This window comes from Acidimicrobiia bacterium (genome assembly GCA_040880805.1).
Lineage (GTDB): Bacteria > Actinomycetota > Acidimicrobiia > IMCC26256 > DASPTH01 > DASPTH01.
The window spans coordinates 48,003-74,478 of record JBBDHW010000048.1 but is presented as its reverse complement, the minus strand read 5'-3'; the positions used below and the strand labels follow the sequence as shown (position 1 = coordinate 74,478).

Below are 26,476 nucleotides of genomic sequence, written 5' to 3'. Positions count from 1 at the left end.
CCCGCTCACCGGTTGCTCCGGCAGAGGCCAGTGGGGATCGGAGTTTCCGTAGTACGTTCGCGAAGGGTACCGAGAGGGATGGTGACCATGAGTGAGAACTACCTGCTGATCTCGTCCGACTCCCACGCCGGGCCACCCGAGGGCCGTTACCGCGACTACATCGACCCGGAGTTCCGCGACGCCTACGACGCGTTCAACGAGCAGATGCGGGCGATGCGCAGCAGTTTCGTCCGCGACACCGAGGACCGAAAGCTTTGGGTCGAGGAGTGGGCAGAAAAGACCGGCGACTTCGGATTCACCGCTGCGGGCGATGCCAAGCTGCGCGACCGGGCGCTCGACGACGACGGCGTCGCCGCCGAGGTGGTCTTCCCGAACGCCGACGGCGCCGGGCTGGGCGGCGTCGACGCCTCCCCGTTCGGCTCCGGTCTCGGAAGCTCCGGCCGCTCCGACGGTGCACAGGTCATGGCGGGCGCCCGCGCGCACAACCGCTGGCTCGCCGAGCTCTGCGCCGACAGCCCCGACCGTCGCATCGGCCTCGCGTGCGTGCCCATCCTCCACGACCACGACGCCGCGATCTCCGAGATCCACTGGGCCGCGGAGCACGGGCTCCGCGGCGTGCTCATCCCCGTGTCGTGGGCACCGTACGCCGGGTACCACGACCCCTGCTACGACAGGGTGTGGGCTGCGTGTGTCGACCACGACATGGCCGTTCACGTCCACTCCGGTGGAGGCGGGCCCCAAGACGTCGGCCCCGGACCCGGCGCGTCGGCCATCATGACCACCGAGGCGTGGCACGGTCCGGCGCACTGTCTCACCGTGATGCTGTGGGGCGGCGTCTTCGAACGCCATCCCACACTCCGGTTCGCGGTCACCGAAGACGGCGCGTGGTGGGTACCCGACCTGATCTGGCGCGCCGACGACAAGTACACCGGAGCCAATCACAACGTGAAGAAGTTCGGCGCGAACCTCTACCGCGAGGTCCTGAAGATGAAGCCGAGCGAGTACTACCAACGCAACGTGTTCATCGGCGCGTCGACGCCAACGCCGGAGGAGATCAACCGGCGCGACCGCATCGGGATCAACAACCTGATGTGGGGGAACGACTTCCCGCACCCCGAGGGCACGTGGCCCGACACACGCGATTGGGTCGCGATCCGGTTCCACGACGTGCCGGAGCGCGAGACGCGCAAGCTCCTCGGCACGAACGCGCTGCGCTGCTACCCGCAGCTCGACAAGAAGAAGATGCGCGAGATCGCGGCGCGGATCGGTCCGACTCCGTACGACGTTCACGAGGCGCCGATACCGCCGAACCCCGACGGCACCAACGAGCCAACGTCGGTCGCCGACTCGTTGGCGTAGAGTCGGCCGGCAACCGAGCCGATTCTCAAGGGGGTCGCAGTGACCGCGACGCATCCCGTCCGCGACGACATCGACCTGCTCGACGGGCGCTGGTACTCGCACGAGCCGCACGACCTCTGGGAGTGGATGCGCCACAACGCTCCCGTTTACTACGACGAGCAACGTGACGTGTGGGGCATCACCCGCCACGCCGATGTCCTCGCGATCGAAAAAGACGCCAAGACGTTCTCGAGCAAACGGAGCCCGCGCCCACACGGCGGCGGGCTTCCGATGATGATCTCGATGGACGACCCGATGCACACGCGCCGCCGCCGGCTCGTGTACCACGGCTTCACTCCGAAGCGCGTGCGCGACAAGGAACCGACCATCCGCCGCATCTGCACGCAGATCATCGACAACGTGTGCGAGCGTGGGGAGTGCGACTTCGTGTGGGACATCGCGGCGCCGCTGCCGTTGCTGCTGATCGCCGACATGCTCGGCTTCCCGGAAGAGGCCTACGACGACCTGCTGCGCTGGTCCGACGACCTCATCCGCGGCACCACCGGCACTCCCAACGAGGAAACGATGCGAAAGTCGGGCGACGCCGCGATGGGCTTCCGCGAGTTCCAGCTCGGAGTGATCGCCGACCGGCGTGCCAAGCCTCCGCAAGACGACCTCGTGAGCATCCTGTGCCACGCCGAGATCGACGGCGAGCAACTCGACGACGAGTCGCTGGTGCAGGAGACGCTGCTGATCCTGATCGGCGGTGACGAGACCACTCGCCACGTGATCAGCACCGGCATGCTTGCCCTCATCGACAACCCCGACCAGCGCGCCATCCTCGCCAACGCAAACGCCGAGGGGCGCGTCACCGCCGTCGAAGAGCTGCTGCGGTGGGTCACGCCGATCAAGAACATGTCGCGCACGGTGACGCGCGAGGTGGAGGTGGGTGGCCAGACCCTCCACGAGGACGACCAGCTCATCCTGCTCTACCCGTCGGCCAATCGCGACGAGGCTGTTTTCGAGGATCCGTACCGCTTCGACGTGCGTCGCGACCCGAACCCGCACCTCGCCTTCGGCTTCGGTACGCACTTCTGCCTCGGCGCGTCGCTCGCCCGGCTCGAGCTGAACGTGATGTTCGACGAGCTGAGCAAGCGTCTGCCCGACATCGAGCTCGCAACCGATGAGCCGCTCGAGTTCCGCGCGTCGAACTTCATCGTCGGCCCCGAATCCATGCCCGTGCGCTTCACACCCACCGAGAAGCTCGCTCCCTAGATGCCGTAGCCACCGTCGACGGCGAGGAGCTGGCCGGTGATGAAGCGGGCACGGTCGGACGCGAGGAAGCACACCGCTTCGGCGACGTCGGACGCTTCGCCGAACCGGCGCAATGCGATGTTGCGGATCGTCACCTCGAGCGCGGCGTCGTCGAGGTCGCCGGACGCGATGAGACGCGCGGCCATGCCGTCGGTGAGCATTCCTGGGCCGACACAGTTGGCGCGCACGCCGTAGCGACCCTCTTCCGCCGCGAACGCGCGGACGAGGGTTTCGATCGCGCCCTTCGGACCGGCCGAGAGACCGTCGCGCACCGGGTAGCGACGCGTCGCGGCGGTGGTCACCGCGACGATGGAGCCTTGCGTGTCGCGCAAGAACGTGAGGGCGGGGTGCACGAGGTTGAAGAAGGCAACGACCTCTTCTTCCACGTGTTGGCGAAACTGGGCCGGGTCGACGCGACTGAGGTGGATCTGCGGTACGTGCGGGCCTGCGGCGTGCACCAACGCGTGGATCCCACCGAACTGTTCGGCGATCTGCGCGAGGGTGTCGCGAGTTGCTTCGGCGTCGACGAGGTCGAGCTGCCACGCGCGTGCTCGACGGCCCTCGCCTTTCACATCCGCGACGACAGCCGCCGCGGCGTCGCCGTTCGAGCGGTACGTAAGTGCAACGTCGCTCCCCCGCGCCGCGAGCATCCGTGCGACCACCGAACCGAGCCCGCCGCTTCCCCCTGTGACCACGGCCGCTCCGGTCCGGGCAGTGAAGTCTTCAGTCATCGCGCATAGGTTCGCGCACTCGCGGAGAAGTGGGGTGCCCATGGTCGACGAGACCGACGCTCGCGACATCGCCGACCGGCTCGCGCTCCGCGGGCTCGGCGAGCAATACGCGTGGGCCGTCGACCGGCGCGACCGCGATGCGTTCCTCGCCGTGTTCCATCCCGATGGCGTACTCGTGCTGCTCGACCACGCCGACCCGAGCATCGTCACCGCGACGCGGGAGGGGCATGCGGAGCTCGCCGACGTCACCGAGCTGATCGCCCGCTACGAGAAGACGTTCCACCTCGTCGGCAACACGCGGTACGAGCTCGACGGGGACCGTGCGACAGGCGAGGTCTATTGCCTGGCCCATCACCTCTCGCCCAGCCGGCACGGCGGCACCGACCACGTGATGATGATCCGTTACCAGGACACGTATAGCCGCCGTAACGGGAGCTGGGGGATCGACGAGCGGCGCTTGATCACCGACTGGACCGAGACGCGCACCGCGAACCGGCCCTGAAGGCGAGCCGGGGGCGCGTTGCCTTTGGCCCACCCAATGGGTCACAATGCCGAGCGAGCATCGAAATCTGTGACAGGGGGGAAAATGGGTCGCCGGAAGGGCACGCGGGTTCGGCCCGCGATCGGGACAGTGTTGTGCGCGCTGGTTGGCGCGACGCTGGCAGGCCTCGGTACGGGGACCGCGGCAGCAGGGAGCTCGCTCGCCAAGAACGACCCCGGCGTCGGCAGCGCCCAGGCGCTGAAGAATCCCCAGTGCGATCCGACGGTCAAGCGAGTTCGATTCCAGACTTACTCCGCCCCGCTCTGCGTCAAGGCGTGGAAGGACGGGGCCAACAACGGCGGGGCCACTGCGCAGGGCGTCACCAAGGACAAGATCCTCTTGGTCGTGCTGTGGAACCTGCTCAACCCCGAACAGGCAGGCAGCCGCTCGGGCCTTTACACGAACCAGGCCACGGGTCAGAACGACCTCGACGGTGCGGTCGACGCGCTCATCGACCAGAACGAGATGTACAAGCACGTCTTCGAGACGTGGGGACGCGAGGTCGAATTCAAGTTCGTGAAGTCGACCGGTACCGACGAGACTGCGCAGCGGGCGGACGCGGTCGCCGTCAACGCGATGAAGCCCTTCGCGGTGATCGACGCTGCCTCACGCATCGGCACGCCTGCAGTGGGCGGCGGACCCGTGTTCGAGCAGGCCGTCCTCAACGGTGGTGTGCCCTACGTGTCGCCGCAGCCCGCGTCCGACCCGAAGCAGGCCACCCGGGTGTTCGGGTTGAACACGGCCGAGATCATGGGCAGGTACCTGAAGGGCGGCAAGGCGGAGTTCGCCGGCGGTGATCTGAAGGGCAAGCCGCGCGTGTACGGAGCGCTCTACGCCAGCAACTTCAACATCGCCTTCTTCGAGCAGCAGCTCAAGAAGTTCGGGCTGAAGCTCGCGTCGAAGGCCGAGTACACGGTGCCGGTGAACGAGAGCGTGGCGAACGCAGGATCAGCAGGTGACGTCGCCGAGCAGCTCCCCACGCTGATCACCAAGTTGAAAGACGCCGGCGTCACCACGCTCGTCATGTTCTCGAACAACACCGCGACCGGTACGGCGTCGAAGGCGATGAACAACCAGGACTGGTTCCCCGAGGTCGTCGTCACGTCATATCCGTACGACGACCTCGACATCCTCGCGCGCAGCTTCGATCAGGAAGTGTGGTCGCACGCGTTCGGACTCGTATGGTTCCTCCCCTACGTGAAGGGACAGCCCGACGTCCTGAGCCAGGCCTTCCAGTGGTTCTGGGGCACCGACCAGGGCACGCGCTGGCAGGGCGCCGCCGCCGATCTCGGCGGGCTCTACACGCGCATCCACTATGCAGGCCCGAAGCTGAACAAGGCGGCAATCGAGAAGCCGCTGCCGCAGGGAAGTGCGGTCGGCGGCTACTACAGCAAGAGCATGTCCACGTTCGAAGCGGTCACGGTGCCCGAGGGCCAGATCACACCACGAGGCTCCGCGCTCGGGTGGTGGAACCCCGACATCACCGGTCAGGCCAACTTCAACATCGGAGGCGTTGGCAAGGGCGACTACATGTACCTCAACAACGGACAGCGCTACGTCGCCGGTCACTTCCCGAAGGGCAAGCAGGCGTGGTTCAACGCGTCGAAGTCGGTCCAGAGCTTCGACACGGTCCCGGCGTCGGAGCCGAAATTCCCGCAATACGTGTGCACCGGCTGTCCCAGCAGCGGTACCAGCGACATCGTGCCCGCCGCGAGCCAAGACCTGAATCTCTAGATCGCCGCGGTCGTGGCCGCGTGTCGACCTAGCGGTGATATTTCATGCCGCCGTCCACGAGGATCGCCTGGCCGGTCACGAAGGACGCGTCGGGGCCGGCGAGGAACGCGGCCACGCGTCCGATGTCGGCGGGCTGCCCAAACCGGCCGAGCGGGATGCTCGCGAGTGATCGCGCCCGGCGCTCGGGATTCTCGAGCGCCGCTTCCATCGACGGCGAGGTGACGTGCGGAACGATGACGTTGGCGCGGATGCCGTCGCGTCCCCACTCCACCGCGGCCGCGCGCGTGATCGCCTGGATCGCGTCCTTCGTTGCCGCGTAGACGCCATAGCCCTCGGGCGCGTACTGCGCGCCCGAGCCGAAGTTCACGATGCTGCCGCCGCCGCTCAGGTGCGGATGACAGGCGCGCATGAACCGCAACGTCGCGAGCGGTCCGGTGCGCCAGAGCAGTTCGACGTCGCGCTCGTCGACATCGAGCAAACGCCCGTCGCGCGTGTTGTGATGCGCCGCGTTCACCAGCACGTCGACGGTGCCGAGCTGCTCGACGACCGCGTCGACGGTCGCGGAGATGTCGTCGGCCGATTCCACGTCGCAGCGCAGCGGGACTGCACAACCCCCGCGCCCTTCGATCTCCTTCGCGACGGCCTCGAGCTTCGACAACGTGCGCCCGACGACCGCGACCTTCGCGCCGTCCTCCGCAAGGGCGTCCGCCACGCCCCGCCCCGCGCCCTGCCCCGCGCCGGTCACGAGCGCGACCTTGCGAGCAAGCGGACCCGTCATACCGGGACTATAGGAACTGTGGTGAACTCCGAGGATGGCGACGCCTGACAAGCCGGACGCCGACGTCACCTTCGTACTGATCCACGGCGGGGTGTCGTCGTCCTCGTTCTGGGATCGCCTGGTTCCGTACCTCGACTCCCCTGTGTTCGCGATCGACCTTCCCGGACGCGGCGGCAAGCCCGCCGATCCGATGACGCTCACCGTCGACTGCGGGCCGGGTATCCCGGCCCGCAGTGAACAAGCGCATAATCCGGTCACGCCGCTCGAGCTCCAGGACGAGATGATCGGCCGCCTGCCGAGCCCCGAGCTCGTGACGGTCGTGGAGCTCGACACCGGCCACATCCCGGCCGTCACCCACCCCGAAGAGATGGCCGCGATCCTGCATCGCGTGGCTCGGGGCTGACCCAAGAGAATTGACTGGGCCGAAGTGACCGAGCCGGGGCCGCGCCTCTAGATTTGCGCCTGCCGCCGGGTAGCCCGGTGGTGAGGTCGACAGATTGGGGGGTGGAACGTGCCGCGGCTCGTCGAACACCGCATCCAGTTCCCGTACAAACGCTCGCTCGGACCCGTGTTCGGTGCGTTCATGACCGCGCTGGTCGAACGCAAGATCCTGGGCATCCGGAACGGCAACAAGGTCCTCGCGCCCCCGCTCGAGTGGGATCCGCAGACGGGCGAGGAGCTCGCGCCCGACTTCGTGGAGGTGGGTCCCGCAGGCACGGTCACCAACTGGACGTGGGTGCCCGAGCCCACCGAGCAACACCCCCTCGACCGGTCGTTCGCGTTCGCGTGCATCCAGCTCGACGGCGCCCACAACTCGATGATCCACGCGGTCGACGCGGGGACGATGGACGCGATGTCCGCCGGCATGCGCGTCGCACCGCGCTGGAGAGCCGAGCGCATCGGCAAGATCAACGACATCGAATGCTTCGTGCCGGGCGAGGACCCCGAGATCCCCGAGGGCGACACCGGGGAAGCACCCGAGGAGCCGGTGACCATGATGGAGTACTTCGCCTCCATCACCTACCGGAACCCGGTCTCGGAGAACGCCGAGCGCGCCGGCGCGGCCGGCAAGGAGAAACGGCTGCTCGGGCAGCAATGCCCGGTCTGCGCGCGTATCTACGCCGGTGGGCGTGGCTACTGCCCCATCGACGCGGTGGAGCTCACGCCGGAGCACGACGTCGACCTCCCCCAGCGCGGCGTCGTCAGCAACTATACGATCGTCACGCCGGTGCAGTACCCGGGCCAGACCGAGACCGAAGCGTTCGCTCGGGTGATGATCCGGCTCGACGGCGTCGACGTCGTCCTCGGTTACCAGGGACTCATCGACGTGCCGGTCGCCGAGATCCACCCCGGCATTCGCGTCGCGGCGATGTGGGCGTCGGAAGCGGAGCGGGAGGACGACGGCGGGCGCAGCATGATCAGCGGCCTCGTCGGCTGGATCCCCACCGGTGAGCCCGACGACACCAGCCCCGACCTCCTGAACAAGGTGCTCTGATGCGCAACGACACCGACATCGCCATCGTGTCCTGGGCGACGACGCCCATGGTCCGTCAGACCGGGAACACCGAGACGCAGCTGCTGCTCCACGCGATCACCGACGCGCTCGAGCCGGTCGGGCTCACCCGCGCCGACGTCGACTTCACGTGTGCGGGGAGCTGCGACTACATCTCGGGCGCGACGTTCTCGTTCGTCGGCAACCTCGACGCCATCGGCGCGTGGCCGCCCAAGCGCGACTCACACGTGGAGATGGACGGCGCGTGGGCGATGTACGAGGCCTGGCTCCGCCTGCACCACGGTGACATCGAGATCGCAGTTGTCACCGGTTCGGGCCGTTCGTCCACCGCGAACCCGGCGCTGATCTACCCGATGGAGATGGACCCGTACTACCTCGCGCCGCTCGGCGTCGACCCGTTGACCTTCGCGGCACTCCAAGCGCGCGCGTTGATCGACGCCGGCAAGATCACCGAGCGCGACATGGCGGAGGTCGCGGTGCGCAGCCGTCGTGACGCCAAGTCGAACCCCCACGCACAGGTCACCGGGAACTTCGATGTCGACAAGCTGCTCGAAGAGGACTACGTGCGCGCACCACTCCGTCGCCACGACCTGCCACCCATCACCGATGGTGCGTGCGCGGTGGTGCTCGCGACCGCGCGTCGCGCCGAGCAGCTTCGCGAGCGTCCCGCGTGGATCACCGGCCTCGAACACCGCACCGAGTGCCACAATCCGGCGCTGCGCGAGCTCACCGACTCCCCGTCCACGCGCATCGCCGCGGAGGCCGCCGGCATCGGCGACGGCCCCATCGACCTGGCGGAGCTGCAGGCTGCGTTCACCCACGAGGAGCTCCTCCTGCGCGAGGTCCTCGGCCTCGACGATTCGGTCCCGGTGAACCAGTCGGGTGGCGCGCTCGCAGCCAACCCCATCATGGCCACCGGCCTCGTGCGCATCTCCGAGGCCGCGCGCCACATCGTCGAAGGCGACAAGCAGCGCACCCTCGCCCACTCCACATCGGGTCCGTGCCTGCAACAGAATCTCGTCTGCATCCTGGAGGGCGACTCGTGAGCTTCCAACCAACCGCCATCGTCGGCATCGGGCAGACGCACCACACGCCGCGCCGGCGCGACGTGTCGTTCCCCGGCCTGATCCGGGAAGCTGCCGTCCGCGCGCTCGACGACGCGCAGATGACGTGGAGCGACATCGACGCGGTCGTCCTCGGCAAGGCGCCCGACCTGTTCGAGGGCGTGATGAAGCCCGAGCTCTACATGTCGGACGCGCTCGGCGCCACTGGCAAGCCGATGTTCCGCGTCCACACCGCGGGCAGTGTCGGCGGTACCACCGGCATCGTGGCTTCGCACCACGTGCAGGCCGGAGTGCACACGCGCGTGATGGCCGTCGCGTTCGAGAAGCAGTCGGAGGGAAACGCGCAGTTCGCGCTCGGTAGCGGCCGCGGCGCGAGCCTCGGTGCGGGTGGAGCGTTCGCACCGTTCATCCGCTCGTACATCAACCGCAGTGGCGCGCCCGAGCACATCGGGTGGCAGGTCGCGGTGAAGGACCGGCAGAACGCGCTGAAGAACGAGTACGCGCACCTGAAGATCGCGGACATCTCCATCGAGAAGGTGCGCGAGTCCCCGATGATGTGGGAGCCGATTCGCTACCTCGAGTCGTGTCCATCGTCCGACGGCGCGTGCGCGGTGATCTTCACCGACGAAGACGGAGGTAACGCGGCAGCGAGCGACGGCCGTCAGCCCGCGTGGGTGCTCGGCACCGCGGTGCGCAGCGAGCCCGGGAGCTTCCCCGGACGGGACGCGGTCCGACCGCAGGGCGCGATCGACTGCGCGTGGGACCTCTACGGCCAGGTCGGCATCACCAACCCGCGTGAACAGATCGACATGGCCGAGCTCTACGTTCCGTTCAGCTGGTTCGAGCCGATCTGGCTGGAAGGTCACGACATCGCCGAAGTCGGCGAGGGTTGGAAGATGGTCGACAGCGGCGAGACCGAGATCGGCGGCGCGTTCCCGGTGAACTGTTCGGGTGGCGTGCTCTCGAGCAACCCGATCGGCGCGTCGGGCCTGCTGCGCTTCGCCGAGGCCGCGCTCCAGGTGCGTGGCATGGCCGGCGAGCACCAGGTGGACGGGGCGAACGTCGCACTCGGACAGGCCTACGGCGCGAACATGCAGTACTTCGCCATGTGGATCGTCGCGAACTCCCTCGACCCCTTCGGGTAGGTCACGCGTCGGTCGACTGCGAACAGCACTCCGGCCAAACGCGCGCGTTTGGTAGCGGTTTCCGCACCCAAACACACGCATTCACACGTTCCTCGCCCAGTGCGTCGCCCGAGCAGCGCAACCAACAGGTCGGTGCTGCGGGTGATGTCGGGCCGATCAGCCATCAGAAGACGGTACCGAAGGAGCGATGGCGGCTGGCTGGCCGACGATCATTTGCCGAGCAACGACCTCGAACCCGACCGACTGGTACAGGCGCCGTGCGAGCGGGTAGTCGTCGTCGCCGCGCGCCCCGACAACTGCGTGGGACGCGCCTTCGGTCTCGAGACGAGCGAGCGCGAACCTGAGGAGCGCACTCCCGACGCCGCGTCCGCGATGTTCGGGCAGGGTTCCGACTGGCTCGAACTCGCCGTAGCCGAAGGCGGGATCGAACCACGCGATCGCCGAGGCCGCGAGCGTTCCGTCAGCAGCCACTGCGATGAAGTCGAGCGCCGGGCGATACGGCCAGGTGGACATGACGGTCCTCATGTCGTCGCTGCCAAACGTCGAGCCGTCCCACGCACGCCGGTGGACCTCAGCGCGAGCGTCAACATCGTCGAGGTCCGCCATCGTCACGAACGAGTAACCCTCGAGCGTCGGTTCCTCGTGATCAATGAGCGGCTGTTGCAGGTAGAGGCTGAACGGCTCGGTCGCGTCTGGCACGTATCCACGATCAGCGAGCAGCGTCGCGGCTTCGCGATCGGCTTCGGTGTGCGAGGTGATCAGCGGCTGATCGGTCCGCGACTCAGCCCAGGAGATGATGGAACCGAGCACGTCGTCGTGACCCGGATCATCGAGATCGACCTGCCAGACGAGTGAGGGCGGTGCATCGTCGAACTCGCCCATCCGCCGGATTCGTCGGTAACCGGGCACGAGTCGGGCCCAGCCGCAGAGGTCGTCACCGCGCTCGAACAACCGTGTAGGTCTCTCGCTGCCTCGATCCCACGCCAACGTGCCAAACGAGGTCTCGAAGTTCAGTCGGGACGGATCGCGTCGCCACACGCTCGCGGACAGCCGCTGCATCCTCCGAAGATCGTCGGCTCGGTCGAGCCTTTTTCCCGAGACGCCAACCGCCACCGCGCAAGCGTACGCATCTACATCCGTTGCCTTCACCGAGCAGTCAGCGCGGGTACGACGCCAAGACCAGCGGGCCGTTCATCTTTGGCCATGACACTTGCAGCGCGCCGCCGACGGGCACGGCCTCCCAAGTCCGATGCAGCTCGTCGTGGAACGGCACCATTGCAGCGAGGTCCCGTTGGGTCAGCGCAGCGAAGGGACCGTCAGACTCGTACGCATACGCGCGCGTGAGTTGGCGCCTGATGGACTTCCAGTCGCGGTGGATGTCGAGCTCGCCGCGTGAAAGCCGGCCCACGATCCCGATCGCTTCGGCTTGCAGCATCTCGCCCTGGTGTTTGCGCTTCACCCGCTCGAACCACTCGACTTTCCGGCGAGGCCATCGACCGCGCACCAGGGTCAAGCTTTTGAACGGCGCTTGCCGAGCCGTGAGTGCCCAGAACCCGTACGGGACATCGACCTGCGACTCGATGATGTAGTGGCCGAGGTCATGGGGCAGCCGTCCCGGCCGTCCGTTCGACGGCGACGTCGCGGTGAGCCCATCCGACCATGCGTACTCCGCGACGTTCGGGCCATCCGTCGTCTTCGGGAACGTCGCGCGCAGCCGCGTCCCGGGGCTCATCGCGCCTCGATGGCTTCGCGGATCTTCGCCGCTTGATGATCGAGCTCCGCGCGATCGACCGGTGCCAGTCGGTCGGGGTAGATCCGCAGCAGGGCGTCGCCATACCAGCGGGGCATGACATGCATGTGGAAGTGCGGGACCTCCTGACCCGCGCCGGTGCCGTTGGACTGCCACAAGCTCACACCGTCAGGAGCAAACGCTCGACGGACTGCGCGGGCCACAACGGTCGTGGTGTGCATGATCGCGGCCCCGGTTTCCGTGTCGAGGTCGAAGACGTTCTCGACGTGCTTCTTGGGGATCACGAGCATGTGCCCGACACGTGGTTGGCGCGGGTCGAGCACTGCCAACGTCGCACCGTCCTCGTAGGCGACACTCGCGCGCGCCGCGCCCGCAACCAAGTCACAGAACACACAATCGGTCACTCGCCACCGGCTCCGATCCCCTTGCCGACCATGAGGCGAGGCTGATCGTTGACGTTCGGGGCCCCGGAATGAAACACGTGCATGTGGGTGATGTACACGTCGCCCGGTTGACCGGCCATCTCGACGACCTGGATCGGGACCCCGTCGACCTCGTGCGTTGTGCCCAGGAGCCGGCGAGTGCGCTCGGGTTCGGGTCCGGGCTTGTTGATCTCGTGGAGCCAAGGGTCCTGCTTCATGAAGCGACCCCAGGCAACCTGGTTACCGCCATGTTCCGTCGGAGCAAGCGTGGAGGCGTACCGCTCGACCAGGCGGTGCGAACCAGCGAGCGCGAGTGTTGCCCCGCCCTCGGGCCTCACCTCGCCAATGCACGCGAACAGCTTGACCGCGAAGGTCGGCCACGTCGGCCGGTCGAACCCGCAATCCATGTGCCACGAGCGATGCGGCAGCTGCCATGGCGGTGGGCTCGGGAACGTCAACAACACCTGCGCACCCGGCTTGGGAGCCTCCGCGCCCCCTGGGCCGAACACCACATCCAGCGCATGGAGTACCGCCGCGTTGTCGACGAGAGGCGCAAAGACCGGGTTCCGCTTGAGGGACTTGAAGCTGAGCCCCAGCCGTTCGCTCCATGTGGCCGGATCGTTCCTCCGAAACTCCGTCTTGCGTTCGATGAACCGCCACACGGTGTCGACCATCGCCGCGGCCTGATCGCGAGTGAAGGCGTCCGGTAGTCGCAGGATTCCCGTCCGCTCGAACGTGCGTTGCGCTTCGGCAGTCTGCATCGGATCAAGACTTGCAGAATCGTCGTCCCGCGAGCGCGCAAATTCCGGCTCACTCCCGGGTCGTGTACGCGTCGGGAAAGTCGTGGTCGGAATCCGGCCAGCGGCGGCGCAGGGTCACGGCGGTGGCGCGGGCCCAGCCGGCGAGATGTGGGAAGGAGCGGAACTGCTCGGCTGCACGAGCGGCGGCATCGAGGGTCGACACCATCTGCGCCCTGCTCTCGTGCCCTGCGGGGCGCGCGTCGAGCTTCGGAAGGCGCTGGAGCCGCTCGATTGCCATGACGATGCAGGCGCCGGCCATGCCCTGTGCGAAGACGTTGTCGTCCGTGGCTGCTCCGACACTGCTCGCGAGCGCGGTGCGGTAAGCGTCATCGGCGCCGCTCGCTGTCGGGTTCGCAACGGTCATCCACATCGGCCCCGGCACGTAGAAGGACGCGGCATCGATGAGCGCGTGCCGATACCCGCCGCATTCCCAATCGATGATGCGACCGTCGCTCCCGTCGACGAAGAAGTTGTTGGCGCCGGCATCGCCGTTCGAGAAGGGCAGGACGTCCGCGGCCGACGCGGCCAAGTGGACTCGCGCGACGAACCACGGCGCGAGGCGATCGACCTGGCGAACGGCGACGGGCTCGCCGAACACGTCCGAGACCAACCGCACCAGCAGCCCGGGTTCGGGTCCCACGGCGGTCACCCGTGAAACAGAGGTGTGGAGAGGTACCGATCGAGCACACGGTGCATGTGCAACAGGTTGGCCTCTTGGCGCGGGTTGAGCCGGAGGCCCTCGAACCCGCGCGACTTCATCCCGCGCTGCACGCGGCCGAGGTTCTCGTAGTCCTGCGTAGTGATCGTGCCCCAGTCGCGTTCGTGCCAGTCGGCGTACCAGTGCCGCGTCGGCATCGTCCACTCACGCTCGGGGTCGGGCCACGCGAGGACCCACGTGTCCATGATCGCCCGGTCGGGGTCGTGCCCGTCGGGTCGTACCCGGAACAGGATCGCGCTCCCCGGGTAGACGGGTCCGACGATGTTGGGGAACAAGTAGATGTCGTCGGCGCTCGTCATCTGGTCGGGCTCGAGACCGGAGACGTCGAAGCCGCGCGACGCCAACAACTCCATCCGCCGCCCCTGGAAGACCCCGAGCAACGCGCCGGGCGGGAGATCGGCGGCGCGGAGCTCGGCCACGATCGCGGTTTCGTCGCGCAGGAACGCGCCACCGAGGTTGGCGACCATCCCCTCGAGAATCTCGCCCTCGTCGAACTGGTCCTCGGTGAGGCCGAGGCGCGGGCTCGGCTGCAGCGTGCGGCGCGCGCCCGGTAGCCGGCCGTAGTGCGCGTGGTTCCCGAGAGACTCGTAGACGATGCTCACGTCGTCGGTCCACGGCAGCACCTGCTCGTGTCCGGTCTGCACGTGGTACGCCTCGTTGAACGCGTCGACGACCGCCTTCCAGTTCGCCGGTATCACCGTGGTGAGGTACGAGCGAAACTTCATCTGGTCGAAGTGATACGGGCCGAGGAGTTTGGGAACGGGGTCCAAGAAGTCGAGCAGCGGCTCGGCGTCAGGGTCGAGGTTGACGAAGACGAAACCGCCCCAACGCTCGGCCCGGACCGGGCACAGCGCGAGCTCATCCGGGATCGCGTCGAAATCATCTGCGTCGACGACTTCAACGACCCGACCGTCGAGCGTGTACCGCCAGCCGTGGAACGGGCACCGGAACGACCCGTCGGCTACGTGGCCTTCACCCTGGGCGAGGCGAGTGCCGCGGTGGAGGCACGCATTCGGGAGAGCAGTGATGGTGTCAAGCTCGCTCCGCACGACGATCACGGATTCGTCGCCGATCGTGTACTCGACGTAATCGCCGACGTCGGGGATCTCCTCTTCGCGGCAGGCGACTTGCCAGACACGCGACCACATCCGCTCGTACTCGAGGTCGAGGAACTCGCGCGACAGGTACCGCTCCTTGGGGATCAGCGCGTCCATGCCGTCGTCACCTGCTCGCAGCACCTTTCGATGAGCCGACGAAACTACCGCCAAACGATGACTGGGTTGACATGACGAGCATACGTTCGATACCAGGCTCAACCCTTCACTCGAACCGAGCGGGCGAGAAGGAAGTCAGATCGATGGACGGCGCCCGTCCGTTCACCACGTCAGCCACCACGCGCCCAGTGACCGGCCCGAGTAACAGCCCGTTCGCACCATGGCCGCTCGCCACGTATGCGTTCTCCGCCCCGGGGAGTGCGCCGATGATCGGCAGATCGTCGTCGCTGACTGGACGCAGTCCCACGCGTACCTCGAGGAACGTCGCGTCGGCGAGGCCCGGACTGAGTCGGAGTCCTTCCGAGAACAACTGGCGGAGGCCGCTCGCGGTAGGCCGCGCATCGAAGCCGACGTCCTCGACGGTCGCACCGAGCGCGAGGCGGCCGTCGCGGAATGGCACCACGTAGTGACTCTGGATTGGCTGAAGCACGGGCCACGAACCGGTGTCGGCGTCGAGGTGGAGGTGGACGATCTGACCGCGCACTGGACGCACGCCGGTACGCATTCCGAACGAGCTCGCGAGCTCGGTCGTCCAAGCTCCGCCCGCAATCACGACTGCGCCGCAGTTGATGGTCGCGGTTGGAGTCTCGACGGCACGGACGTGGCCGCGGCCCACGACGAGCTGACCCGCTACGCCGGCTCGCCAGTCCACCCCGAGGGCGCGGGCGGCGAACTCGAGCGCGACAACCAGGGAGCGTCCGTCGACGCGTGCACCGCGGGTATTGAACAGTGCATCACGGATTGGACCCAATGGCGGGAACATGCTGCGCGCTTCGTCAACGGTGACGCGTTCGAGCACGTTGGGGTGGCGGGTGAGGCTGGCCTTCGCATTCGCGGCGAAGGACTCGTCGTCGCCCTCTCGGAATGCGACGCGGAGTGCACCGCACACGTCGTAGCGCGGATCAGGGGCTCCGAGCTCGGCAAGGACGCCGACGAGCTCGCGGTAGTGCTCGCCGGCGAGGTCGGCGAGATCGACGAACGACGGCGCCGTCCCACCAAGTGTCTCCGGGGAGAGGATCCCGGCACCTGCATCGGTGGCGCGACCCACGTCGTGGCGGTCGACCAGCGTGACGTCGTGGCCGTCGCGTGCGAGTTCGTACGCGCAAGCCGCTCCAACCAGGCCACCACCGACGACCACGACATCGGCCGAGTCGCTCATGCGTCGTTCGCTGCGACGAACCCGCTTACTCGCTCGAGCCGAGCACGTAGGTACCGAAGCACCACACGAAGCCCTCGGAATCGCGGACCGCGTAGTCGCGAGATCCGTAGTCCTGGTCGGTGAGGGGATACACCACGTCGGCGCCCGCCGCAACGGCCTGAGCGTGGTGCGCGTCCGGATCGTCCACCACGACGTAAATGGCACAGGGACCCAGGTCGAAGATCGACTCCTCGCCTTTGGCCCGGTCCGACAGGCCTACATAGCTTCCGCCGTAGCCAAGTTCGGCATGGGCGATGGCGCCGTCTGGTGTCCGATGCACCGCCTGCTCGGTGAAGCCGAAGGCCTGTGTGAGGAATCGGATCGCCTTGTCCGCGTCGTCATAGACGAGCACGGGACCAAAACGCTGAACTCCCTGCTTCGCAGTCATCCCGGGACAGTAACGCGATCGGGTCAAGCCCCGCGTTGCATGTTCACGGAGCCGCTCGGGCCGCGGCCGGTGACGCGGTCGACGTCGAGGACCACGGCCACTCCCCGTCGCTCGGGGTCGATTGCCTGCTCGCGTTCGGGGCTGTTGTCGAAGACGACGTCGCGCACCCGCGGATCGGCTACCACGCGCCCGCGTCCCTGGATCTGGTAGTTCGCGCCCGTGGCCGGGTCGCGGTAGAAGAACGTGAGTCGCGGGTTGTCAGGGAGCGCGGCGATCAGCCCGCCTTCGGGATTGCGGATCCAGAGCGCGAGCTGATCGGCGCTGTACACCTGCGTGGTGCCGCGTAACGACAGCTGAGGCTGCCCGTCGCGGTCGACGTACGCCGCGATCACCGGAGTGCCGTTGTCGAGCGCGCCATTGATCGCTTGCGAGATCTCGTCGCCGAGCGCCGCCTCGGTTGCCGGCGGCGGCGCACCCGGAGTGAGAGCTTGCTGCAACTCGGCGATCTTCCCGTCGCCGTCGAAGCGGAACGTGAGCACGGCGGTACCGAGCACCGACCCCGGTGGCAGCGTTGCCGACACCGTCACCACGTCGCCATCCACCGCTGGATCCGACCAGGTTGCCGGCGCGAGCATCGGTTGCAACATGCGCAGCCCGTCGAGTAACACGTCGCGCCCGGTACCGTTCCCGAGCGGGCTCGTGAGCGCGACGGCGTCGGCGAGTACTGCACTCAGCGCGGCAAAAGCATTATCGGTCCCGGTGCTGGAAGCCTCGAGGTAGCGACGCACTGCCCTTTCCCTCTCGACCATATCGGCAGACTAAAGCAGGTATGAAACGCGGGTCAGGACGACGGCGTGGGGGTGACCGCGGGTGTCGGCGCGGGCTTCGGGAGCTCGAACCCCACGATCGCGCCACCGTCGGGACGGTTCGCCGCCCACACTGTGCCGCCGTGCCGTTCGACGGCCTGCTGCACGATCGCGAGCCCGAGACCTGAGCCCGACTCGGTGCGAGCCTCGACCGAACGGTAGAAGCGGTCGAACACGTGCGGAAGATCGACGTCGGCGAACCCGGTGCCGCGGTCACGCACCTCGAGCCGCGTGCCGTCGATCGCGACGTCGACCGCAGCTCCGTCCGGGCTGTACTTCAATGCGTTGTCCACCATGTTGCCGATGGCGCGCTCGATCATCTGGGGCCGCACGAGCACGGTGGTGGTACCGGAGGAGGAGACCTCGATCTCGCGCCCGCTCCGGCGGCGGGCACGCGTGGCGACGTCGCGTGCGAGATCGACGAGGTCCACCGTTTGGGGAGCCTCGTCGCTTCCGGAACTGTCGCCCGCAAGCTCGACGAGCTCCGACACGAGGTCCGAGAGCTCCTGCACCTCGAGTTGCACGCCTTCCACCACGTCGTCGTACTCCCCGGGGCCGAGCTCGTCGGCTCGCGCGAGCAGCTCCGCGTTCGTGCGGAGGCTCGTCAGCGGCGTGCGCAGTTCGTGACTCGCATTCCCAACGAGGCGCTGCTGTTCACGCCGCGAGGTCGCGAGCGCGTCGACCATCGTGGTAAAGCTGCGCCCGAGGCTGCCGATCTCGGCCGCGCCCGTGATCGGAACGGGCGTCGTGAGGTCTTGGGTACGGGCGATGTCCTCAGCCGTCACGCGCAACCGGCCGATGGGCTTCACGATCCGGCCGGCGATCAGCCAGCCCGCGAGCACCGCGGCGGCGACGCCGACCACACCGATCGCGCCGAGGCGGAGCTGCAGCGAGGACAGCACGCTGTCGACTTCATCGAGGCTGCGCCCCATCTCGAACGCGCCGCCGTCGATTCGTGCGACCGTCAGGACTCGGTAGCGCTCGCCGTTCACACTCACAGTGTGGAGGCGGGATGCACCGCCCGTACCCTGGGCGATGGCGCGATCGGTCGCGTCGACCGGGAGCTTCGGACTTCCCTCGATACACGAATTGCGTTGGCCGTCGACGTCGACGTACTGCGCGGAGGTGGCAGGCGCGAACTCAGACGGCGACGGACAACCGGTCGGGTGATGGAACCCCGCGTCGTCGCCGTCGTCGCCTGACGAAGTGGTCGTGGGCTCGCCACCGCGGTCCTCTGGTACGCGGAGGCGCGAGAGGTCGGTGGCTCGGGCGAGGAGCGATTCGTCGACGCTGTTCTCGAGCTGTTGCAACGTGGACACGTACGCGGCGATCGCGCCGAACGCGCACACCAGCGCGGCGACGACGCCGAGCGCGGCCGCGATCCGCCAACGCAGGCTCATGGCTTCCGGATCAGATAGCCGACCCCGCGTACCGTGTGCACGAGGCGAGGCTCTCCGTCGGCCTCCGTCTTGGTTCGCAGATACCCGATGTACACGTCGAGCGAGCGCGAGCTCGTCTCGAAATCGTAGCCCCAGATGCGCTCGTAGATCGTCTCGCGCGTCAGGACGATGCCGACATTTACCATCAGCAGCTCGAGCACGTCGAACTCGGTCTTGGTGAGATCGAGCGAGCGTCCGGCGCGTTCGGCGGTTCTGCCGAGCGGATCGAGCACGAGGTCACCGACCCGTACCACGTCGTCGCTGCCCGAGACGCTCGTGCGACGGAGCAGCGCGCGCATGCGCGCCGAGAGCTCGTCGAGGGCGAAGGGCTTCACCAGGTAGTCGTCGGCGCCGGCATCGAGCCCGGTCACGCGATCCGACACCTCGTGCCGCGCGGTGAGCATCAGGATCGGCATCGCGACCTGGCGAGCGCGCAGGCGGCGACAGACGGTGAGACCGTCGAGGTTGGGCATCATGATGTCGAGCACGAGCAGATCAGGCGGGTCGGACTCGACGGCCGCGAGCGCCTGCTCGCCGTCGGTGACCGCGGTCACGTCGTACCCTTCGAGGCGGAGCGCGCGGAGCAGCGACTCGCGGACGCTGCGGTCGTCTTCGGCAACCAGCACGCGTGGAGCGCCGTCCTCGCTCATAGCCCGAGACAGTACGCAGTGCGTGCAAGGGACACGTAAGAAACTCGGTCCGTACGCCGCCCAGGGCTGACCCCGACCCCCAACTTGCGTCAGCTGTGGGCGCTATACGCCGTCTGTTGACGCAAGTTCGCTAGCGGAGGTCGGTGCTGCCACACCGCTGCGCGCGATCGCCTGTTCGTCGGTGCCGAGGTACGACGCGATCACCAATTGATCCCGGCGCACCCATTCGGGAGTTCCCTCGCTGATCACGCGACCGGCTTCGAGGCAGTAGATGCGATCGCTGATACCCATCACGAGCGGCATGTCGTGCTCGATGACCAACAGGCTCGCGTTGAGCTCCTCGCGCACGCGCATGATCAGCGGTGCGAATGCCTCGGTCTCGCGCTGGGCGATGCCCGCGGTCGGCTCGTCGAGGCAGAGCACACGCGGCTCCACTGCCACCAGACACGCGAGTTCCACGATGCGGCGCGTCCCGGTCGACAGCTCATTGATGAATCGGTCGGCGTATCCACCGAGGCCGAGGAACGCGATGATCTCCTCGGCCTGCGATCGTTTCGCCCGTTCGAACCTGCGCGCCCGCGGCAGCGCGAGCCCCACGGCGATCGGTCCGGCGTGCGCGCCGGACTCGAGCGCGACCTCGATGGTCTCCCGCACGGTGAGGTCGGCGAACAGCCGGGCGTGCTGGAAAGAACGCCCGAGTCCGAGCGCGGCGCGCCGCGGTGGGCTCGAGCGCGACACGTCGCGGCCCTCGAGCACAACGGTGCCCTCGCTCGGCAGGAACCCTCCCACCGCGTTCATCAGGGTCGTCTTCCCCGCGCCGTTGGCGCCGATGAGGCCGACGGTCTCCTGCGCGCGCACCTGCAGGCCGACGTGATCCACGACCACTCGCTTGCCGAACTTCACGCTGAGCTGCCGCACTTCGAGTGCGACGGGGGTGTCGGCGGAGGCGACGCGCCGCGGAGTGAGGCGCTTTCCTGTCGTGACCGCCACGCGCGGCGCTTCCTCGGCCGGCGGCAGCTTTCGCCCCAACCATCCGAAGAGCAGGTCGCGGGTGCTGTAGAGGATCTGCACGAGACCGGCCGGGAAGTACAACAGCAGGATGAGCAGGCCGGCGCCGCTGGTGAAGAGCGCGACCTCGGGACTGTCGGGGAAGAGCGACGGGATGCCCACCACCCAGAGCGCGCCGAGCACGGCGCCCGGGATCGAGGAGAGACCGCCGATCACCGCCATGGCCACGACCGATAACGACTCCGCAGCAAGGAAGCGTTGCGGGGCGAAGTCCACGAGCAGGCCGGCGAGGAGGCCGCCCGCGAGCGCGGCGAGACCGCCGGCGATCACGAACGCGGTGAGCTTCGTCCGCACCGGCGAGAGCGCGACTGCAGCGGAAGACTGCTCGTTGTCGCGCACTGCGATGAACGAGCGCCCGACCCCGCTCCGGCGGATCTGGACGACGAAGAACACGCCGACAGCCAAGACCAGTAGGCAGAGGAAGTAGTAGGTGCGTTGCGGGGTGAGGTCGAGGCCCAGGATGTCGCCCCGATGCACTTGGACCGCCAGACCGTCGGGTAACAAGAACGGGCGCCGGAACAGCCATGACGACGTCGCGACGGCGAACGCCAGTGTGGCGACGGCGAGGAACAAGCCTCGGAGCCGCAACGCGGGCGCTCCGATCACAAGCGCGACGACCATGCCGATGACGGTGACGAGCAGGACGGAGACGCCGAAGCTCAGACCTTCGCGAACGAGCGCGGCGGTGCCGAACGCCCCGATACCCGCGAGCGCGAACTGGCCGAGCGAGAGCTGACCCGCCCATCCCGTGAGCACCGTGAGCGACAACGTGACGAGCGCGTAGATCAACACCCGGCTGAACAGCAGCTGTTGCGACGGTCGCGTCACGATGAACGGGAAGACCACCGCCGCGAAGAACGCGAGCGCGGTGCCGAGTCGGGGAACGTTCCGCACGAGCCAGACGCCCTGGAGGTTCGCCGGCACCGGGCGGACACGAGGCGAGAACGACCAGGTGTCCACGTGGTCGGTATCGCGATCGCGCCCCCCCATCACCAGCAGGATTACAAGCACCGCGATGAACAGCACCCCGTCGAGCAGGCCGACCTGGCTCGGGTAGTTGTAGAAGAGCAGCGCCTCGGTGATGCCGATGGCGACGCCACCGACCACCGCACGCGGCATCGACCGCATACCGCCGATCAGCGCGGCGACGATCGCGCGCAGCAACACGCCGGGACCCAACGTGATCGTCTCCGTGGCCGTCGAGCTCGTCAGCGGGATCGTCAGGATCATGCCGAGCGCCGCGAGCAACCCCGCTATCGTCCACACGAGCGTCGACATCTTCTTGGGACTGATCGAGGAGAGGCGCGCCGCGTCCGGGTTGGCTGCCGACGCGCGGATCGCCGTCCCGTACTTCGTGTGGTTCAGGAACACGGTCAACACGATCGCGAGGACTGGCACGATCACGAGCACGAGCACGTGCTCGCTCCGGATGAAGAGACCCTCGAACTCCCACGAAGAGGAGAACGCGGTGGGGAACGAGGCGTAGGTGTCGAACTTGGGCAACACGAACTGGAAGAAGAGCAGGAGCTGGGCAACGCCGATCGTGGCGACGAACAGCACCACGCGCGGTGAGCGGAAGAGCCGGCGGACGACGACGAGCTCGATCCCGGCACCCAGGAGTCCGCCGACGATGACGCACGCAGGGACCGCGACCCAGTAGTCCACGCCCCAGTTGATGACGAGCCGCGCGAGCAACGCGGCGGCGAAGGCGCCCATCTCGACGATCGCGAAGTTGATGACCCGCGTGGACCGGTAGATCAGGATCAACCCGATGGCGATCACACCGTAGGTGAGGCCCTGCATCACCCCGGAGAAGATCGACTGACGTGGGAAGTCGACCGCCAACGTGACGACGGAAGAGATCATGCCTCGCCCTTCGAGAGGAACACGGCCCGCACGAGGTCGTCGCGTTCGAGCAGCTCGCTCGCCGCGCCCTCGAATTTCACCTCACCCTTCTCCATGAAGACGGCGCGGTCGGCGATCGAGAGGGCGACGTTGAGCGATTGCTCGACGATGATCATCGTCATGCCGCGAGCTTGAAGCTCGCGGACCACTTCGAGGAGCCGCTGCACCACGAGTGGCGCGAGCCCGAGCGAGAGCTCGTCGATGATCAACACCTCGGGCTCGTGGAGCAGCGTCATCGCGAGCGCGACCATCTGTTGCTCGCCACCCGACAGGTCGCCCGCGGTCGAGCGCATCCGCTCCCGGACCACCGGGAGGAGCTCGCACACTCGGTCGACGCGCTGCTCGAGATCCTTGCCCGAGTACAGGAACCCGCCCATCCGGAGGTTCTCCTCAACGGTGAGCGGCGGGAAGATCGCGGTGCCGCCGATGAGCTGGACGATGCCGATCTTCACCCGGAGCTCGGCGTCCGCGTAGGTGACCGTGCGCCCGTTGAACCGGACGACACCGCGTTGCGGCACGCCCAACCCGCTGACGACGCGCAGCAGCGTGGACTTTCCCGCGCCGTTGGTGCCGAGGAGCGCGAGCGTCTCGCCCTTGTACACGTCGAGCGACACGTCGAACAGCACCTGCACCTTGCCGTACGAGAAATCGAGGTTCCGCACCTGAATGACCGGCGAGTCGGCGCCGTGCTCTCGCAGACGAGCCTGCTCGTCACGTTCCTCCTCGAGCTCCTCCACGACGAGTGCCATGTCCTGGCGGACGTAGCGCGCGCCGTACGCGATCAGCGCGCCACCGATCAACGCCGCCGGGACCACGACCACCGCGACGGCGCCGCGTCGGCCGATCGCGTCGGCCAGGACGCCGGTGATCACCGCGCCGAAGAACGCACCGAACAGGAACACGTAGAGGCCGATCATGGCGACGCCGCGGGAACGCAATCGGTAGGGGATGATCGCCGAGATCGGCGCGATCACGATCGCGAACGCCGATTGCGCCATCGCGTCGCCGATCCCGACGAGGATCAGGAGTAGCACGAGGCTCGGCATGAAGACGCCGACCGCGATGAAGATGCCGAACGACGCGATCAGCGCGCCGATGAACACCAAGCACCTCGGCGGGCTACGGCGGAACAGCGAGTCGCTGCGCTTCCCGACGAACGCCACCGCGATGAGCCCCGGCACGATCGTCGCCGACGTGGCAAGCCCGCGTTCGAAGCCACCGAGCCCGAAACGATGCTCGAAGATCAGGTTGAGGAACAGCGGAACGGTGAACAGCGCGAAGCCGAGCGACGCCATCCCCAGGAGGAAGAAGTGGAACGTCTTGATCTTGTTGAGCCGCTCGAACGCGACGCTCAGCGAGATCGGCAGCTCGTCGGCGTCGGCTTCGACCTCCTCGCCCAGCACCGCCCGCATCTCGTGACGTCCGCGCCGGGGCTCCTCGAGCCGCAGCGTGGCGAGGACGATCGGGATCGTGGCGATCGCGGTGACGATGAACACCCACCGCCAGCCTTCGTCGCCGCCGGCGATCGCGGCGATCGCACCGGCGATCATCGGCGCGAGCCCGTTCCCGCAGTTCTGGATGATGTTGCTCAGGGCGAAGACCCGCCCGCGCGCCTCGATCGGGTACGTGTCGATGAGCAACGGGCTGTGCGTCGGCAGCTGGTACGACTGGCCGAGACCACTCGCGAGCCGCGCGATGAAGAGTTGAAACGCGTTCTGGACGAACGCGGTGAGCGCCACCACGATCGACCACGCGCCGAGCGAGATCGCGGCCAGCTTCGTCCGCGAGCGACGGTCGGCGATCGAGCTCAGCGGGATCGAGCCGGCGAGGAACAGGATGCCGAAGGCGCCGCCGATCGCCGCGATCACGGCGTCGCTCACACCGAGCGTCTTCTGGATGTCGGGCGCGAGGACGCTGAACCCCGACCGGTCGACGAACTCCATGAACTGCCCGAGACCGAGCACGACGACCATCGAGAGGCCGCCGATCTCGAGCCCCCGGCGCAGGCTCATCGCGTCGAGGCCGACCCCCGGCATCTCCTCGTCGGCAAGCTCTGCGACCATCGCCGCAGTCCGCTGCTCGCGGAGCGCCTCTTCTTCGAGCAAGCGCGCCGAGAGCGCAGCCGCCGAATCCGCGGGTTCAGGAGCTGCGCTCTCTTGCGTGTCCGAGAGGTCCTCGGTCATCCCCTTACTTTGTACTGCTGGACTTCGAAGTCGCCACCGCGACCTTCACCGACTTGGCAGCGCCGCCGACCGGCAGGAATCCCCCATCGCCGTCGTTCCCGCTCTTCGAGTACTTCGAGGCGTAGACGTGGTTACCGGCGTCGTACTTGCCCGCGGACCAGGTTCCGGCCGGTCCCGAGTTGCTCGGGATGGTGCCGATCGCGAGCAGCGACTTGAGGAACCGTGCCTGGGTGAGGTCGCCGGAGACACCCGTGATGCCCTGCGCGATCAGGTTCATCATGATGCAGTACTGGCCGTACGCGGCGTACGCATTCTGCGCCGGCTGGTAGCTGAAGATCCCGCCCTTCGTCGCGTTGGCGTTGCAGTCCTTCGTCTCCTGCGAGAAGTCGCTGTCGGGCCACGTGACGCTCACGCCGTTCGCGCCCTCCCACGCGTCGGCAACCGACTTGAAGAACTTCGCCACCGTGTCCGTCGTGTTGTTGCGATTGGCCGCCCACGTCGGCGCGTACCCGATCTTCTCCGCCTCGGATACGAGCGTCGCACCCGCCAGAACATCGGCGCCGTTGAACACGAACGTCACGCCGTCGTTCTTCAAGCGCTGGACGGCGACGTCCTGCTGCGAGCAGGTCGTGGGGCTGGTCGCGCACGGGAGCACGATGTTGTCGGTGACCTTGTAGCCGAGCTTCTTCAGGGTCGGCACGAGCGTGCCGTTGATCGTCTTCAACGCCTCCGCGTTGCCGTCGCCCGCGACGATGCCGATCTTCTGCTTCTTGAGCAGCCCACGCGCCGCGCTCACCTCCGCCCACGCGCGCATCTGGCGGTCGATCGACATGCCGGTGTTCCCGTCGGTCAGGACGAACCCCTTGGCGTCCTTGTAGAGCTGGGCAGTGAATCCGACGTTGCCGATCAGGGGCGTCTTGTGGTCGATCGCGATACAGCGCGCGAGGCTTTCGGCACTCACCGACGCGAGCACCACCGCGAACGCCTTCTGCTCCTCGGTGGCCCACAAGCACGCCGCCTGGTAGTCCTCGGGCTTCGGCTGCGACGGCAGCAGCTTGGTGGCGACCTCGAGCTTGTACTTGCCCGCCTTGCTACCGGCGTTGATCTCGTTCTGCAGCTGCATGAACTGGTCGGCGGGCTTCCCGAGGTCGGGCACCAGACCGGCGTCGACGAGCGCCTGCAGGTTGAGGCCGAGCACGGCAATCTTCACCGTGTTCGTGGCAGTGTCGACCCCCGTAGCCTGCTTGACCCTCGCCAACGCGGCTCCACCGGAGACGGTCGCGGCAAGCGTTGCCGAGAGTGCGAGTACGAGGAGCGCGGCGAGAACCCGCCGGCCGCGGAGTCGATGGACCATGGTCGTTCCCCCTGTTGTGGTTCGGTCGGTCGGTTTTAGCATGTTCCTGTCACGCGACGACGTCGACCCCCGCACCCTCGCCGTTCGGGCGCGGAGCCGGTGTGAATCGGTACACACGCTCCGCGCTGCCGCGCAGGATCATGGAATCCGGCCATGTGGACTCGCCCTCGAACAGCCACGCCTCGCCGCGCTCGTCGCGGACGATGCGCGGCGCTGCGTCGCGGAACTCGCGGGGACGACCGATCAGCCAGTCGAGCATCACGGGCCCCTGACGACATACCAGCGCGGGTGCTAGAACAGGCC

The 26,476-nt window shown here is 67.6% G+C and carries 25 protein-coding genes; 8 read left to right on the top strand and 17 right to left on the bottom strand.

The window, feature by feature from the left end:
- Nucleotides 1-87: 87 nt before the first annotated feature.
- On the top strand, nucleotides 88-1,359 hold the full coding sequence (locus WD271_13225; protein ID MEX1008792.1) for an amidohydrolase family protein: 1,272 nt from the start codon (nucleotides 88-90) through the stop codon (nucleotides 1,357-1,359).
- Between the two features lie 39 nt (nucleotides 1,360-1,398).
- Nucleotides 1,399-2,613 carry a cytochrome P450 gene (locus WD271_13220; GenBank protein MEX1008791.1) on the top strand — a complete coding sequence of 405 codons (1,215 nt, stop codon included), beginning with the start codon at nucleotides 1,399-1,401 and terminating at the stop codon, nucleotides 2,611-2,613.
- Here the strand turns inward: WD271_13220 and WD271_13215 are convergent.
- Nucleotides 2,610-3,383, bottom strand: coding sequence for an SDR family oxidoreductase (locus WD271_13215; GenBank protein MEX1008790.1), 774 nt, complete (start codon nucleotides 3,381-3,383; stop codon nucleotides 2,610-2,612). The two genes, WD271_13220 and WD271_13215, sit on opposite strands and share 4 nt — an antisense overlap.
- A 40-nt stretch (nucleotides 3,384-3,423) precedes the next feature.
- On the opposite strand from WD271_13215, the gene WD271_13210 reads away from it, so the two are divergent.
- Nucleotides 3,424-3,885, top strand: coding sequence for a nuclear transport factor 2 family protein (locus WD271_13210; GenBank protein ID MEX1008789.1), 462 nt, complete (start codon nucleotides 3,424-3,426; stop codon nucleotides 3,883-3,885).
- 69 nt (nucleotides 3,886-3,954) lie between these two features.
- The gene (locus WD271_13205; GenBank protein MEX1008788.1) at nucleotides 3,955-5,658 is read left to right on the top strand and encodes a hypothetical protein; all 1,704 of its coding nucleotides are present in this window, start codon (nucleotides 3,955-3,957) and stop codon (nucleotides 5,656-5,658) included.
- A gap of 28 nt (nucleotides 5,659-5,686) precedes the next feature.
- Here the strand turns inward: WD271_13205 and WD271_13200 are convergent, their stop codons facing one another.
- A complete protein-coding gene (locus tag WD271_13200; protein MEX1008787.1) occupies nucleotides 5,687-6,436 on the bottom strand; it encodes an SDR family oxidoreductase in 750 nt (249 codons plus the stop codon).
- Nucleotides 6,437-6,470: 34 nt separating this feature from the next.
- On the opposite strand from WD271_13200, the gene WD271_13195 reads away from it, so the two are divergent.
- From WD271_13195 to WD271_13180, 4 genes are all read left to right on the top strand, one after another.
- Nucleotides 6,471-6,839: an alpha/beta fold hydrolase gene (locus WD271_13195; GenBank protein MEX1008786.1), complete on the top strand. Its 369-nt coding sequence runs from the start codon at nucleotides 6,471-6,473 to the stop codon at nucleotides 6,837-6,839.
- Nucleotides 6,840-6,947: 108 nt separating this feature from the next.
- Nucleotides 6,948-7,931, top strand: coding sequence for a hypothetical protein (locus tag WD271_13190; GenBank protein MEX1008785.1), 984 nt, complete (start codon nucleotides 6,948-6,950; stop codon nucleotides 7,929-7,931).
- A complete protein-coding gene (locus WD271_13185; protein MEX1008784.1) occupies nucleotides 7,931-8,995 on the top strand; it encodes a lipid-transfer protein in 1,065 nt (354 codons plus the stop codon). Before WD271_13190 ends, WD271_13185 begins: the two co-directional genes overlap by 1 nt.
- Entirely contained in the window at nucleotides 8,992-10,158 is a 1,167-nt protein-coding gene (locus tag WD271_13180) for a thiolase domain-containing protein (protein MEX1008783.1), read from the top strand. The genes WD271_13185 and WD271_13180 overlap by 4 nt, the downstream gene beginning before the upstream one ends.
- Nucleotides 10,159-10,314: 156 nt before the next feature.
- Here WD271_13180 and WD271_13175 read toward each other — a convergent pair whose 3' ends face one another.
- The 15 genes from WD271_13175 to WD271_13105 form a co-directional block, all read right to left on the bottom strand.
- On the bottom strand, nucleotides 10,315-11,271 hold the full coding sequence (locus WD271_13175; protein MEX1008782.1) for a GNAT family N-acetyltransferase: 957 nt from the start codon (nucleotides 11,269-11,271) through the stop codon (nucleotides 10,315-10,317).
- 43 nt (nucleotides 11,272-11,314) lie between these two features.
- Nucleotides 11,315-11,890, bottom strand: coding sequence for a hypothetical protein (locus WD271_13170; GenBank protein MEX1008781.1), 576 nt, complete (start codon nucleotides 11,888-11,890; stop codon nucleotides 11,315-11,317).
- On the bottom strand, nucleotides 11,887-12,312 hold the full coding sequence (locus WD271_13165; protein ID MEX1008780.1) for an HIT family protein: 426 nt from the start codon (nucleotides 12,310-12,312) through the stop codon (nucleotides 11,887-11,889). Before WD271_13165 ends, WD271_13170 begins: the two co-directional genes overlap by 4 nt.
- Nucleotides 12,309-13,091 (bottom strand): phytanoyl-CoA dioxygenase family protein, encoded by a 783-nt coding sequence (locus WD271_13160; GenBank protein ID MEX1008779.1) that lies wholly within the window; start codon nucleotides 13,089-13,091, stop codon nucleotides 12,309-12,311. Before WD271_13160 ends, WD271_13165 begins: the two co-directional genes overlap by 4 nt.
- 49 nt (nucleotides 13,092-13,140) lie before the next feature.
- Nucleotides 13,141-13,770 carry a hypothetical protein gene (locus WD271_13155; GenBank protein MEX1008778.1) on the bottom strand — a complete coding sequence of 210 codons (630 nt, stop codon included), beginning with the start codon at nucleotides 13,768-13,770 and terminating at the stop codon, nucleotides 13,141-13,143.
- Nucleotides 13,771-13,775: 5 nt separating this feature from the next.
- On the bottom strand, nucleotides 13,776-15,062 hold the full coding sequence (locus WD271_13150; GenBank protein ID MEX1008777.1) for an aromatic ring-hydroxylating dioxygenase subunit alpha: 1,287 nt from the start codon (nucleotides 15,060-15,062) through the stop codon (nucleotides 13,776-13,778).
- Between the two features lie 106 nt (nucleotides 15,063-15,168).
- A complete protein-coding gene (locus WD271_13145) occupies nucleotides 15,169-16,281 on the bottom strand; it encodes an FAD-dependent oxidoreductase (protein ID MEX1008776.1) in 1,113 nt (370 codons plus the stop codon).
- A gap of 25 nt (nucleotides 16,282-16,306) precedes the next feature.
- Nucleotides 16,307-16,708 carry a VOC family protein gene (locus WD271_13140; protein ID MEX1008775.1) on the bottom strand — a complete coding sequence of 134 codons (402 nt, stop codon included), beginning with the start codon at nucleotides 16,706-16,708 and terminating at the stop codon, nucleotides 16,307-16,309.
- A gap of 23 nt (nucleotides 16,709-16,731) precedes the next feature.
- Nucleotides 16,732-17,517, bottom strand: coding sequence for a pyridoxamine 5'-phosphate oxidase family protein (locus WD271_13135; protein MEX1008774.1), 786 nt, complete (start codon nucleotides 17,515-17,517; stop codon nucleotides 16,732-16,734).
- A 32-nt stretch (nucleotides 17,518-17,549) separates the two neighbouring features.
- Nucleotides 17,550-18,974: a HAMP domain-containing sensor histidine kinase gene (locus WD271_13130; GenBank protein ID MEX1008773.1), complete on the bottom strand. Its 1,425-nt coding sequence runs from the start codon at nucleotides 18,972-18,974 to the stop codon at nucleotides 17,550-17,552.
- On the bottom strand, nucleotides 18,971-19,663 hold the full coding sequence (locus tag WD271_13125) for a response regulator transcription factor (GenBank protein MEX1008772.1): 693 nt from the start codon (nucleotides 19,661-19,663) through the stop codon (nucleotides 18,971-18,973). The genes WD271_13130 and WD271_13125 overlap by 4 nt, the downstream gene beginning before the upstream one ends.
- Before the next feature lie 102 nt (nucleotides 19,664-19,765).
- Nucleotides 19,766-22,597 carry an ATP-binding cassette domain-containing protein gene (locus WD271_13120; protein MEX1008771.1) on the bottom strand — a complete coding sequence of 944 codons (2,832 nt, stop codon included), beginning with the start codon at nucleotides 22,595-22,597 and terminating at the stop codon, nucleotides 19,766-19,768.
- The gene (locus WD271_13115) at nucleotides 22,594-24,819 is read right to left on the bottom strand and encodes an ATP-binding protein (protein ID MEX1008770.1); all 2,226 of its coding nucleotides are present in this window, start codon (nucleotides 24,817-24,819) and stop codon (nucleotides 22,594-22,596) included. Before WD271_13115 ends, WD271_13120 begins: the two co-directional genes overlap by 4 nt.
- Nucleotides 24,820-24,823: 4 nt before the next feature.
- Complete coding sequence (locus WD271_13110) at nucleotides 24,824-26,173, bottom strand: hypothetical protein (protein MEX1008769.1); 1,350 nt, start codon at nucleotides 26,171-26,173, stop codon at nucleotides 24,824-24,826.
- A 49-nt stretch (nucleotides 26,174-26,222) separates the two neighbouring features.
- A complete protein-coding gene (locus WD271_13105; protein ID MEX1008768.1) occupies nucleotides 26,223-26,432 on the bottom strand; it encodes a hypothetical protein in 210 nt (69 codons plus the stop codon).
- Between the last annotated feature and the right edge of the window lie 44 nt (nucleotides 26,433-26,476).

Coding starts and splice junctions, on each gene's coding strand:
- WD271_13130 (MEX1008773.1), bottom strand. CDS start 18,974: ATGAGCCTGCGTTGGCGGATCGCGGCCGCGCTCGGCGTCGTCGCCGCG.
- WD271_13185 (MEX1008784.1), top strand. CDS start 7,931: ATGCGCAACGACACCGACATCGCCATCGTGTCCTGGGCGACGACGCCC.
- WD271_13110 (MEX1008769.1), bottom strand. CDS start 26,173: ATGGTCCATCGACTCCGCGGCCGGCGGGTTCTCGCCGCGCTCCTCGTA.
- WD271_13215 (MEX1008790.1), bottom strand. CDS start 3,383: ATGACTGAAGACTTCACTGCCCGGACCGGAGCGGCCGTGGTCACAGGG.
- WD271_13150 (MEX1008777.1), bottom strand. CDS start 15,062: ATGGACGCGCTGATCCCCAAGGAGCGGTACCTGTCGCGCGAGTTCCTC.
- WD271_13115 (MEX1008770.1), bottom strand. CDS start 24,819: ATGACCGAGGACCTCTCGGACACGCAAGAGAGCGCAGCTCCTGAACCC.
- WD271_13210 (MEX1008789.1), top strand. CDS start 3,424: ATGGTCGACGAGACCGACGCTCGCGACATCGCCGACCGGCTCGCGCTC.
- WD271_13195 (MEX1008786.1), top strand. CDS start 6,471: ATGGCGACGCCTGACAAGCCGGACGCCGACGTCACCTTCGTACTGATC.
- WD271_13120 (MEX1008771.1), bottom strand. CDS start 22,597: ATGATCTCTTCCGTCGTCACGTTGGCGGTCGACTTCCCACGTCAGTCG.
- WD271_13105 (MEX1008768.1), bottom strand. CDS start 26,432: ATGCTCGACTGGCTGATCGGTCGTCCCCGCGAGTTCCGCGACGCAGCG.
- WD271_13160 (MEX1008779.1), bottom strand. CDS start 13,091: ATGCAGACTGCCGAAGCGCAACGCACGTTCGAGCGGACGGGAATCCTG.
- WD271_13145 (MEX1008776.1), bottom strand. CDS start 16,281: ATGAGCGACTCGGCCGATGTCGTGGTCGTCGGTGGTGGCCTGGTTGGA.
- WD271_13200 (MEX1008787.1), bottom strand. CDS start 6,436: ATGACGGGTCCGCTTGCTCGCAAGGTCGCGCTCGTGACCGGCGCGGGG.
- WD271_13135 (MEX1008774.1), bottom strand. CDS start 17,517: ATGGTCGAGAGGGAAAGGGCAGTGCGTCGCTACCTCGAGGCTTCCAGC.
- WD271_13140 (MEX1008775.1), bottom strand. CDS start 16,708: ATGACTGCGAAGCAGGGAGTTCAGCGTTTTGGTCCCGTGCTCGTCTAT.
- WD271_13125 (MEX1008772.1), bottom strand. CDS start 19,663: ATGAGCGAGGACGGCGCTCCACGCGTGCTGGTTGCCGAAGACGACCGC.
- WD271_13170 (MEX1008781.1), bottom strand. CDS start 11,890: ATGAGCCCCGGGACGCGGCTGCGCGCGACGTTCCCGAAGACGACGGAT.
- WD271_13225 (MEX1008792.1), top strand. CDS start 88: ATGAGTGAGAACTACCTGCTGATCTCGTCCGACTCCCACGCCGGGCCA.